Raw genomic sequence first — 11,644 nt, forward strand, 5'->3', positions numbered from 1 at the left:
TTAGGGCGGGGGGGGGGGGGGGGGTGTCACCCCCCCCCCCCCCGCCGCTTACTACTCGGACCGTGTTACGTCCCGGGCCGCCCTGCCTCCCGGGCCGTCGCCGGCCGGTCCGCCGTCAGAGCTGTCGCGCGGCCTCGCGCTGATGCGGGATGGCGGTCTCCAGGAAGCCGGCGCCGCCGGTCTGGATCGCGACCGTCCGGGCGGGCGACGGAATCCGGATGCCCTCGTCCCGGTAGCGCTTGTGCAGGCGCTTGATGAACTCGTGCTTGATCCGGTACTGGTCGCTGAACTCGCCCACCCCGAGGATCACCGTGAACCCGATGCGCGAGTCGCCGAAGGTGTGGAAGCGCACGGCGGGTTCGTGCTCCGGCACGGCGCCGTCGATCCCGGTCATCACCTGGGCGACCACCTCGTTGGTGACCCGCTCGACCTGGTCGAGGTCGCTGTCGTAGCCGACACCCACCTGCACCGTGAGCGTCATCCGCTGCTCGGGCCGGGTGAAGTTGGTCATGTTGGTGCCCGAGAGCTGCGCGTTGGGGATGATGACCAGGTTGTTGGACAGCTGACGGACCGTGGTGTTGCGCCAGTTGATGTCGACGACGTACCCCTCCTCCCCGCTGCTGAGCTGGATGTAGTCGCCCGGCTGGATCGTCTTCGAGGCGAGGATGTGCACGCCCGCGAAGAGGTTGGCGAGGGTGTCCTGGAGCGCGAGGGCGACGGCCAGACCGCCCACGCCCAGGGCCGTCAGCAGGGGCGCGATCGAGATCCCCAGGGTCTGGAGGACGATCAGGAAGCCGATCGCCAGCACCACGACCCGGGTGATGTTGACGAAGATGGTGGCCGAACCGGCGACGCCCGAGCGGGACTGGGTCACCGACCGGACCAGACCCGCGATCAGCCGCGCGGCGGTGATCGTCGCGACCAGGATGAGCAGGACGGTCAGGGACCGGTTGACGGTACGGCCGACGGGCGCGGTCAGCGGAAGCACCGCGGCCGCCGCGGCGACGCCCCCGGCCACCGCCGACCACGGTACGACGGTGCGCAGGGCGTCCACCATGACGTCGTCGCCGCTCCAGCGGGTGCGCTCGGCGTGCTTGCCCAGCCAGCGCAGCAGCATCCGCAGCAGGAACGCCGCCAGCAGCCCGGCCGCCACGGCTATTCCGGCGAGCATCAGGTCGTCGAGGGTGACGGAGCGCTTCATCGACGACCTCCTCGCGAGCCGGGGCCGGGGCCGGGGTGAGGGCCCGCGGGCCGAATGTGCTGTGTCGTCACTTGCCACCTGCTCGAATCCGGGAACGCGCGGTCGTGCCCGGACGAGTGATCATCTTCGTCCGGGAGACCGCTCATCCTGCCGCATCCACCTGCCCCTCCGTCACCAACCCGTCAGGGCGCCGCGCTTGACACCGCCCGGCGCCCACCGGCGAACCGGCACCGACGTGCGAAGACCTCACCGGCGCGCCCTCGGGACCTCGGCACTCGCGCGCGGCCAGAGGTGGCTACTACCGGCGTGCGCCGGGAATTCGCCACCGGCCCGCTTCCGGAAGATCGGTACCCCCGCGCGGACCGAGACCGCCGCCGGCGTGGCGCCCGGAATGCGGCACCGGCGTGCGGAGACCGTCACCGGCGGGCGTCCGGGACATCGGCGTCCCCACGCCGCCCGGATTCCGTCGCCGGCCCCGCCCGCGCGTCAGTCGTCCTGGCCGGCGAAGGCACCGTGCCGCCCCGCGCCCGAGGCGAAGCGGGCCGCGCCCTCCATGCTCTCCTTCAACACGCCCATGCCGTGCAGGAGTTCGGTCCGCATGGCTTCCTTCTCGACCAGGCCCTCCTGGTCGAGGACCGAGGCACGGTCGCTGCGCAGACACGCCTGCGGGAACCCGGCGATCCCGGCGGCCAGCCGCTCCGCCTCGGCGCGGGCCCGGCCGGCCGGCACGACCCGGTTCGCGAGCCCCATCTCGTACGCCTCCCTGGCCCCGACCGGACGGCCGGTGAGGATCATGTCCATCGCACGGCTCGTGCCGATGAGCCGGGGGAGCCGTACCGTGCCCCCGTCGATCAGCGGCACGCCCCAGCGGCGGCAGAACACCCCGAACACGGCGTCCTCCTCGGCGACCCGCAGATCGCACCACAGCGCCAGCTCCAGACCGCCAGCCACGGCGTGCCCGGCGACCGCGGCGATCACCGGCTTGGTCAGACGCAGCCGGGTGGGACCCATCGGCCCGTCGCCCTCCTCGGCGACCTCGTTGCCCCGTTCGGTGCCGATGGCCTTCAGATCGGCGCCCGCGCAGAAGGTGCCGCCCTCGCCCCAGAGCACGGCGACCCGCGCCGTCTCGTCGGCCTCGAACGCGCGGAAGGCGTCCGCGAGTTCGGCCGCGGTCGGCCCGTCCACCGCGTTGCGGGCCGCGGGCCGTGAGAGGACGACCGTGGTGACGTGACCCTGACGTTCGATACGGACCGGCATCGCGCTGTTCCTTCCGGCGGCCGACGTGCCACACCGCACGCCGTGGTTACTCCTCGGTATCACAGCGAGAGCCACGAAGCACGGGCCGCGGCGGACGAGATCGGATCCCGCCCCGCGGGTCCCTCCCTACGTGACACCGCGCGTCCCGGTGTCAGATGACCTTCCAGCGGACCAGCGCGCCGAGCGTCAGCGCACCCGGCAGCAGCGGCAGCCACACCGTGATGATCCGGTACGCGAGCACCACCGCGGTGGCCACGGCGACGGGGCCGCCCGCCGCGACCAGGGTCACGACCAGCGCGGCCTCCACCGAGCCGAGCCCGCCGGGCGTCGGCACCATCGCGACCGCGATCGTCGCCGCCAGATACGCGATCATCATGTGCGTCGGCGACACCGGCAGGCCGAGCGCCCGCCCCACCGAGGCCAGCCCGGCGGCCTGGAGCAGCGGGAAGGCGAGCGAGCCGCCCCACAGGGCGAGGGCCCGGGACGGCCGGGTGTGCACCGAGCGGGCCTCCCCGAAGGCGGTGCGCAGGAAGGTGAACACGGCCGCCCGCAGCCGTCGTACGAGAACGAGCACCGCCAGCGCGCCGAGCAGGGCCAGACCGACGCCGAGCAGCAGCGGCGCGACCGCACCCCGCGGCAGCAGACCGTCCACCCGGAGCGCGTCGGGGAACGCGATCAGCAGGCCGAGGAGCAGGGCCAGCCGGGCCACCGCCTCGGCCAGCACGTACAGCGCGAGCGCGGCCGACGAGCGGGCCAGCGGCACCCCGCACACCGTCATGAACCGCAGATTGACCGCCCCGGCGCCGAGCCCCGTGGGCAGCAGATGGTTGGCCGCCCCCGCGGCGAACTGCGTGGCCAGCAGCCGGCGGGCGGGCAGCCGTTCCATGACGGCGCCCTGACGGGTCACGGCCGCGGCCACCCAGGTCAGACAGGTCGCGCCGGCCGCGGCGACGAGCCAGGGCCACTCGGCCGACCGCAGATGACCGAAGCCCTCGGCGAGCACCGACCGGTGGCGCACGGCCACCACGAGGACCAGCGCGAGCGGGAGCAGGCACAGCACCGGCCGGACCGCGGGCCGCAGGACGAGGGCGCGGGGGAGCCGGGGCAGTGCCCGGGGAAGTCGTACGGCTGTCACATCGGGAGAGGCTCTCCGCACCGCACCAACGTGAGGTTGCGGGCGCGCGGACGGCGGCTGACACCCGGAGCAAGCCGCGGGAGGGAGACGCCCCGGGCGCCCCGCGAGAACGCCCGCGTCCCTGCGGACCCGTCCGCGAGGCCGCTCCCGCCCCGGTCCGTTGACCTCAACAATGCTTGAGGTCCTACTGTCTCTCCCATGAGCATGGAGACCACAGCCTGGACACAGTTGCACAGTGTCATGAACGCCCAGCAGGAGCGCCGTCCCTTCGACCGCGCGACCCTGCGCCGCATCGCCGTCTTCGCCCGTCCGCACCGCCGCCGTATCGCGCAGTTCGTCCTCCTCAGTGTGGTGACGGCGCTGCTGGCCGTCGCGACGCCGGTGCTCGCGGGGCATGTCGTGAACACCATCGTGGCCCACGGCGACGAGAGCACCGTCGTCCGTCTTTCCGTGTTCATCGCCGTCATCGCGGTCGCCGAGGCGGGGTTCGGGATCCTCGGCCGCTGGCTGTCCTCGACGCTCGGCGAGGGACTCATCCTCGATCTGCGCACGGCTGTCTTCGATCATGTGCAGCGCATGCCGGTCGCGTTCTTCACACGTACACGTACGGGCGCGCTCGTCAGCCGACTCAACAACGACGTGATCGGCGCCCAGCGCGCCTTCAGCAACACCCTGTCCGGAGTCGTGAGCAACCTGGTGACCCTGCTGCTCACCCTCGTCGTGATGCTCACCCTGTCCTGGCAGATCACCCTGCTCGCGCTGGTGCTGCTGCCGGTGTTCGTCGTCCCGGCCCGGCGGATGGGCAGCCGCATGGCCCGCCTCCAGCGGGAGGCCGCGGACCTCAACGCCTCCATGGGCACCCGGATGACCGAGCGCTTCTCCGCGCCGGGCGCGACCCTCGTCAAGCTCTTCGGGCGGCCCGGGGAGGAGTCCGCCGAGTTCGCGGCGCGCGCCCGGCGGGTGCGGGACATCGGGGTCCGTACGGCCATGGCGCAGTCCGCCTTCATCACGGCCCTGACCCTGGTCTCGGCCCTGGCGCTCGCCCTCGTCTACGGGCTCGGCGGCTGGTTCGCCCTGCGGGGCACCCTGGAGCCGGGCGCGGTCGTCTCGCTGGCGCTGCTCCTCACCCGCCTGTACGCGCCGCTGACCTCGCTTGCGGGTGCGCGCGTCGAGGTCATGAGCGCCCTGGTCAGCTTCGAGCGGGTCTTCGAGGTGCTGGACCTGAAGCCGCTCATCGAGGAGAAGCCGGAGCCCCGCACGGTCCCGGAGGGGCCCGCGGCCGTCGAGTTCGAGGACGTCCGCTTCGCCTACCCCTCCGCCGACAAGGTCTCCCTCGCCTCCCTGGAGGAGGTCGCCGCCCTCGACACCCGGGGCGGCGCCGAGGTCCTGCACGGCATCTCCTTCCGCGCCGAACCCGGCCAGACCGTCGCGCTCGTCGGCTCCTCCGGCGCCGGCAAGTCGACCATCGCGCAACTCCTGCCGCGTCTGTACGACACCGACTCCGGGGCCGTGCGCATCGGCGGCGTCGACGTCCGCGAGCTCAGTGCCGCGTCGATGCGCGCGACCCTCGGCATGGTCACCCAGGACGGGCACCTCTTCCACGACTCGGTCCGCGAGAACCTGCTCCTGGCCCGGCCCGGGGCGACCGAGGACGACCTGTGGGACGTGCTGCGCAGGGCCCGTCTCGACGAGCTCGTACGCTCCCTGCCCGACGGTCTCGACACCGTGGTCGGCGAGCGCGGCTACCGGCTCTCCGGCGGTGAGCGCCAGCGCATGACCATCGCCCGGCTGTTGCTCGCCCGCCAGCGCGTGGTCATCCTGGACGAGGCCACCGCGCATCTCGACAACACCTCGGAGGCGGCCGTCCAGGAGGCGCTCGCCGAGGCGCTGGCGGGCCGTACCGCCGTCGTGATCGCGCACCGGCTGTCGACGGTGCGGGCCGCCGATCTGATCCTGGTCGTCGAGGCCGGCGAGATCGTCGAGCGGGGCACGCACGACGACCTGCTCGCCTCGGACGGACGCTACGCGGAGCTGTACCGGACCCAGTTCAGGACGGCCCGCCAGGACGAGGCCCCGGTGCCGGTCACGGCGGACGTGGTCCCGTAGGCCCGTACGGCACGGGCACCGTGACGGGACGGAGGGGCCGCCGGTGATCCGGGGGCCCCTCCGCCGGACGGTCCTTCCTCTCCCCGGCCCCCGTCAGGCGGTGAAGCGGAAGCTTCCGGAGCCGACTCGGTACACCGCGCAGCCGTCCTCCGTCCGCAGGAAGGCCCCGCCGGTGTGCGCGACCGCGTCCGGGCCCGACGCGGGGATCCACACCTCGGCCGTGGTGTTGACGGGCACGGAGCAGGTGAGGTCGAAGCCGCCGGACCGCTGCCGCCACCGGGTGGAGACGGGACCGTACACGGAGGTGAACGTGGCCCGCGCGGACGTCACGCCACCGCCCGGCCGGGGCCGTACGACGATCTCGCGGTAGCCGGGCCGGCCCGGCGCGATACCGGCCACGGTCGCGTACATCCACTCGCCCACCGAGCCGTAGGCGTAGTGGTTGAAGGAGTTCATCTCCGGGGTCTGGAAGCTGCCGTCGGGCCGGACGGAGTCCCAGCGTTCCCACATCGTGGTGGCGCCCCTGTCGATCTGGTAGCCCCAGCTCGGGAAGGAACGCTGTCCGATCAGCCGGTAGGCGACGTCGGTGTGCCCGGTGTCCGTCAGGACCGGGAGCAGCCGGGGCGTACCGAGGAAGCCCGTCGACAGATGCCAGTCCTTCGCGCGGATCAGGTCGACGAGACGTCCGGCCGCCGCCGTGCGCAGGGCGTCCGGGACCAGGTCCATCGACAGGGCGAGGACGTACGCGGTCTGCGTGTCGCCCCGTATCCGCCCGTCGGCGCCGACATAGGCGCCGCGGAACGCCTCCCGGACGCGGTCGAAGAGGCCGGTCCAGGGCGCGGGGTCCTCACCGAGCGCCGTGGCCATCCGTGCGGCGAGGTCGGCGCTGTGCGCGAAGTACGCGGTGGCGACGACGTCCTTGGGCGTCTCGTCCGAGACGTTCAGCCAGTCCCCGTAGCCCTCCGCGGGCCGCAGCAGGCCCGTGCTGTGGCGTTCCAGGTAGCCGAGCCAGGCCCGGACCGACGGCCACGCGTCGGCCAGGACCTGCCGGTCCCCGTACGCCCGGTACAGGGACCAGGGGACGGTGACCCCCGCGTCGCCCCAGCCCGCGACCCCGTTGCCGACCGTCCCGACCATGGGCGCCACGTCCGTGAACGCGCCCTCGGCGGTCTGGCCGTCGCGCAGGTCCACGAGCCACTTGGACAGGAAGCGCGCCGACTCCATCGTGTAGGCGGCCGTGGGGGCGAAGACGTTGATGTCGCCGGTCCAGCCCAGCCGCTCGTCGCGCGCGGGCGTGTCCGTGGGGACGGAGAGGAAGTTGCCCCGCTGGCCCCAGGTGATGTTGCTGTGCAGCTGGTCGAGCAGCGGGTCGTCGGTCTCGAACTCCAGGGTGAAGGGCGCCGACGTATGCATGACCAGGCCGGTCACGGCCTCGGCGGTGGGCGTGCCCGGATACCCGGTGACCTCGACGTAGCGGAACCCGTGGAAGGTGAACCGCGGTTCGTAGGTCTCCTCGCCGCCGCCCTTGAGGGTGTACGTGTCGGTCGCCGCGGCGGTGCGCAGGTTGGCGGTGTAGAGGGTGCCGTCCGGGTCGAGGACCTCGGCGTGCCGCAGCCGCACGGTCGTCCCGGCGTCGCCGGACACGCGCAGCCGGACCGTGCCGACCATGTTCTGGCCCAGGTCGAAGACGAACACGCCCGGCGCGGGTTCGGTCACCTTCCCGGCCGGGCGCTCCCCGGCCACCCGTACCGGGCCGTCGGTCTGCGCGACGATCCGCGGGGGCGCGCCGTCGCCCGCGGCGCGCACCGGGAGCCAGGCGCGGTCGTCGAAACCGGGTGCGGTCCACCCGGCGGTCTCCCGGCGCGCGTCGTACGTCTCACCGTTCAGCAGGTCGGCCGAGACGATCGGTCCGGCCGCGGCTCGCCAGTCCGTTCCCGAGGTGACGCGCTCACTGGTCCCGTCGGCGTAGTCGACCTCCAACCGTGCGAGCAGGGACGGGCGTTCGCCGTACTGGTGCGGTCCGAACATGCCGACATCCCCCGCGTACCAGCCCGGCGCGACCCAGGCGCCGAGGGCGTTGGCCCCGGGGCTCACCAGGGAGGTGACGTCGTAGGTCTGGTACTGGACGCGTTCGCGGTAGTCGGTCCAGCCGGGGGCGAGCCGGTCGCGGCCCACCCGGTGGCCGTTGAGGTGGGCCTCGTACAGGCCCAGAGCCGTGGCGTAGAGGCGGGCGCGCACCACCTTCCGCGCGGGCAGCGTGAACTCGTGCCGCAGCTGAGCGGCGGCGAACGAGGCCGGAACGACCCTTCCCCAGGGGCCCGATCCCCACGCGGCGGCGGCCTTCGCGGTCGTCCAGCCGCTGTCGTCGAAGCCGTCCTCGCGCCATCCGCCGGGCGGCTCGGTGTCCACCGTCCTCCAGGACCCGTCGGTGACGGTCCGCCGCTCGCCGGACGCCGTGGTCAGGACGAGGGCGGCGATCAGGCCGGCGGGTCCCACCGTGGCGTTGGCCGCCGCGACCGCGAGGACGTTCCGGCCGGGGCGCAGCTGTCCGAGGACGTCGACGACGGCCGGGCGGCGCCAGTCCTCGTTGTCGGTCGCCAGGTCGGTGCGGGCCACCTCGGTACCGTTCACCGAGAGCGAGAAAACGTTGTCAGCGGTGATGGCGATCTGCGCCGCCGTGACGCCGTCGGGGAGGTCGAGGACCCGCCGGAACCATCGCGTGGCCGCCGGGGCGCTGCTCGCCGGATCCCCCTCGGGGTACCAGATCCAGTCGGCGCCCTCCAGTGAGGGCGCGTCCGTGAGGGCGGCGGGAGCCGAGACCCAGTCCGCCGACCACGGCGTGTCCATGAGACCGGTCTCCCACCAGGAAGGAGCGCTCCACCCGGAGGCCGCGCCCTCGGTGTCCCAGACCCGCACCGACCAGTGGTAGCGGGTCCGCGGGGCGAGCGGCGGACCGGCGTACGGGACGAGGACGGACTGGCCGGACATCACCTTGCCGCTGTCCCAGACGTCGGGACGGGACAGGCCCGGCACGGTCGAGGCGACCCGGATCCGGTAGGCGCCCTGCATCGTCCCCGGCCGGTCCGAGACCATCGGCCAGGTCAGCCGGGGGTGCGCGGTGTCGAGGCCTAAGGGGTTCTGGACGTACTCGACGGTCGGAGCGGTGACGCGCGGAGCTCCGCGCCGGGCTCGCGGCCCGGCCGGAGCGGACCCCGCCACGGCCGGCCCGGCCCCGGCGACCGTCGCGGCGGCGGCGCCGGCCGCGCCCGCCAGGATGTTCCTCCTGCTGATCAACTGGGGCCCCTCACCTAGGAGTTGTGAATCGATTCATGGCGGTGAAGGTAGGGGCGGGGGAGGGGGAGGTCAACGACTGGGGCGGCATTTTCCGAAAATCGGCCCCGCTGATCCGTGTCATCACGAGATCCGGCCGGTTCGCGTCCCCGAACATTGAACGGTTTCAATCCGTCGGCCGGGCGCGCGACCCCCGGGTGTGCCGGGCCTCACAGGGCCCTCCGGAGCCGCCGTTTCAGGTGGTATAGTCATTTCCGATCGATCTCGATCGCAGGATTGTTACTCCCTATGGAAGCCATCGTCGTCGCCGCGTGCGACGCCGGACGGCGTACCAGTGGACGGGAGGCAAGGCCTGGGTGGCGCCCCGTGCGCTGCCCGGGCCTTTTTTGTTGCACCGGTCCGTGCGTGAGAGGTCGCGGACCGATGCAGTATCGCAAGAACCAAGGGATGTGTGGACGCAGCATGAACACAGTCACACCCGAGCCGCTGGCGGAGAAGATCCTCCGCGGCGTCGGCGGACCCGAGAACATCGAGAGCCTCACGCACTGCGCGACGCGGCTGCGCTTCCAGCTCCACGACGGCGCCAAGGCCGACCAGGCCGCGCTCGACGCCCTCGACGGCGTCATGGGCACCGTGCCGCAGTCCGGCGACCGCTTCCAGATCGTGATCGGCGGAGCCGTCGCGGGCGTCTACTCGGACATCATGAACCTGCCGTCGATGAGCGCCGCCGGGGCACCCCGCCCGCAGTCCGACGCCGACGTCAAGGCCGAGATCCGCGCCAAGGGCCGTGGCCGCTACGCCTGGCTCGACAACTTCTTCGAGTACCTCTCGGACTCGTTCCGCCCGCTCCTGGGCGTGCTGCTCGGCGCCTCCCTGATCATCGCGATCGCCTCCATGCTCGACGCCTTCGGCGTGGTCGACTTCCGGTCCGCGGACAAGTCCGCCACCTGGGTCTTCGTCGACTCGATGTGGCGTTCGGTGCTGTACTTCCTGCCGATCATGGTCGCCTACAACGCGGCCAAGAAGCTGAAGATCGACCCCTGGGTCGGCGCCACGGTGATGGCCGCGGTGATGACCCCGAACTTCACCGGCATGATCGGGTCCAAGACCCCCGGTGTCACCACCCACACCAACGCCACGCTGGGCACCACGGAGTCCGTCGCCCACGTCTTCGGGCTGCCGATGCAGCTCAACGACTACGGCGGCCAGGTGTTCGTGCCGCTGCTGATGGTCGCCCTGCTCGCCCTGGTCTACAAGGGCCTGAAGCGGATCTTCCCCGAGAACGTGCAGATGGTCTTCGTGCCGTTCTTCAGCATGCTGATCATGATCCCGCTCACCGCCTTCCTCATCGGCCCCATGGGCATCTGGGCCGGCAACGGCCTCGGCACGGGTCTGTCCTGGCTGAACGGCCACGCCCCGATCGTCTTCGCGATCGTCATCCCGATGCTGTACCCGTTCCTGGTGCCGCTGGGTCTGCACTGGCCGCTGAACGCGCTCATGCTCGTCAACATCAACACCCTCGGGTACGACTTCATCCAGGGCCCCATGGGCACGTGGAACTTCGCCTGCTTCGGCGCCACCGCCGGTGTCCTGCTGCTGTCGCTCCGTCACCGTGAGAAGGACATGCGCCAGACCGCCACGGGCGCCCTGGCAGCGGGTCTGCTCGGCGGCATCTCGGAGCCCTCGCTGTACGGCATCCACCTGCGCTTCAAGAGGATCTACCCGCGCATGCTCGTGGGCTGCCTCGTCGGCGGTGTGATCATCGGCATCCTGGGCGGCGTGAACACCAAGGCCTTCGCCTTCACCTCGCTGCTGACCATCCCGGTCTTCAACCCGATGATCAAGTACATCATCGCGATCACGGCGGCCTTCTTCACCTCGATGGCCCTCGTGTACTTCTCCGACTACCGCACCAAGGACGAGCGCGCCGCGGTCAACGCCGAGCGTGACGCCGCCGAGGCCGCCGCACGTGGCGAGATCCCCGCCCAGGCCGCCCCGGCCGAGGACCGTGAGCTCGTCACCGTCGGCGCCCCGGCCGCCACGGCCACCGCCACCGCGACCGGTACGGCCACGGCCGCCGGCTCCACCAGCACCGGAACCGCCACGGCGACCGAGGCCCCTGCCGCGACCGAGGCCCCCGTCGCCACCGGTCCCGCCGTCGAACTCGCGGCCCCGGTCGCGGGCCGTGTGATCGGCCTCGGCGAGGTCGAGGACCCGGTCTTCGCCTCCCGCGCGCTCGGCGAGGGCGTGGGCATCGAGCCGGCCGACGGCCGGATCGTCTCCCCGGTCGACGGAGAGCTGATCACCGTCGCCGACACCGGCCACGCCTTCGGCATACGCACCGCGAACGGCGTCGAGGTGCTGATCCACGTCGGCATCGACACGGTGCAGATGAAGGGCGAGGGCTTCGACGTCCGCGTCGAGTCCGGCCGGAAGGTCTCCACCGGCGACCTCCTGGCCGAGGTCGACCTCGGCGCCGTGCGCGCCGCGGGGCATCCGACCGTCACCCTGCTGACCGTCCTCAACACCGCGGAGATGTCCTCGGTCGAACCGCACACCGGGCGGGACGTCGTGGCCGGCGCCCCGGTGGTGACCGTACGGCGGTGACAGCCCACCGACGACGCGGCGCGCGCACGTCTCCCGCAGGGGAGCCG

Annotated in this window: 6 protein-coding genes; 2 read left to right on the top strand and 4 right to left on the bottom strand. The window is 72.4% G+C overall.

Going from position 1 to position 11,644, the window contains the following annotated elements:
• Positions 1-115: 115 nt before the first annotated feature.
• From ACFWI4_RS40395 to ACFWI4_RS40405, 3 genes are all read right to left on the bottom strand, one after another.
• On the bottom strand, positions 116-1,201 hold the full coding sequence (locus tag ACFWI4_RS40395) for a mechanosensitive ion channel family protein (protein WP_385393522.1): 1,086 nt from the start codon (positions 1,199-1,201) through the stop codon (positions 116-118).
• A gap of 486 nt (positions 1,202-1,687) precedes the next feature.
• Entirely contained in the window at positions 1,688-2,458 is a 771-nt protein-coding gene (locus ACFWI4_RS40400) for a crotonase/enoyl-CoA hydratase family protein (RefSeq protein ID WP_387206589.1), read from the bottom strand.
• Between the two features lie 151 nt (positions 2,459-2,609).
• Positions 2,610-3,593: a YbhN family protein gene (locus tag ACFWI4_RS40405; RefSeq protein ID WP_387206591.1), complete on the bottom strand. Its 984-nt coding sequence runs from the start codon at positions 3,591-3,593 to the stop codon at positions 2,610-2,612.
• A gap of 204 nt (positions 3,594-3,797) precedes the next feature.
• Here ACFWI4_RS40405 and ACFWI4_RS40410 point away from each other — a divergent pair, with 204 nt between their 5' ends.
• Positions 3,798-5,699 carry an ABC transporter ATP-binding protein gene (locus ACFWI4_RS40410; protein WP_387206597.1) on the top strand — a complete coding sequence of 634 codons (1,902 nt, stop codon included), beginning with the start codon at positions 3,798-3,800 and terminating at the stop codon, positions 5,697-5,699.
• 93 nt (positions 5,700-5,792) lie between these two features.
• On the opposite strand, the gene ACFWI4_RS40415 is transcribed toward ACFWI4_RS40410, so the two are convergent.
• The gene (locus tag ACFWI4_RS40415) at positions 5,793-8,993 is read right to left on the bottom strand and encodes an alpha-L-rhamnosidase (protein WP_387206593.1); all 3,201 of its coding nucleotides are present in this window, start codon (positions 8,991-8,993) and stop codon (positions 5,793-5,795) included.
• A 459-nt stretch (positions 8,994-9,452) separates the two neighbouring features.
• On the opposite strand from ACFWI4_RS40415, the gene ACFWI4_RS40420 reads away from it, so the two are divergent.
• Positions 9,453-11,597, top strand: coding sequence for a glucose PTS transporter subunit IIA (locus tag ACFWI4_RS40420; RefSeq protein ID WP_387206595.1), 2,145 nt, complete (start codon positions 9,453-9,455; stop codon positions 11,595-11,597).
• The last annotated feature ends 47 nt before the right edge of the window (positions 11,598-11,644 follow it).

This window comes from Streptomyces sp. NPDC127038 (assembly GCF_042725875.1).
Classification (GTDB): Bacteria; Actinomycetota; Actinomycetes; order Streptomycetales; family Streptomycetaceae; genus Streptomyces.

Bases quoted from the DNA above. Each gene is read 5' to 3' on its own strand.
- ACFWI4_RS40410 (WP_387206597.1), top strand. From the start codon at position 3,798: ATGGAGACCACAGCCTGGACACAGTTGCACAGTGTCATGAACGCCCAG.
- ACFWI4_RS40400 (WP_387206589.1), bottom strand. From the start codon at position 2,458: ATGCCGGTCCGTATCGAACGTCAGGGTCACGTCACCACGGTCGTCCTC.
- ACFWI4_RS40420 (WP_387206595.1), top strand. From the start codon at position 9,453: ATGAACACAGTCACACCCGAGCCGCTGGCGGAGAAGATCCTCCGCGGC.
- ACFWI4_RS40395 (WP_385393522.1), bottom strand. From the start codon at position 1,201: ATGAAGCGCTCCGTCACCCTCGACGACCTGATGCTCGCCGGAATAGCC.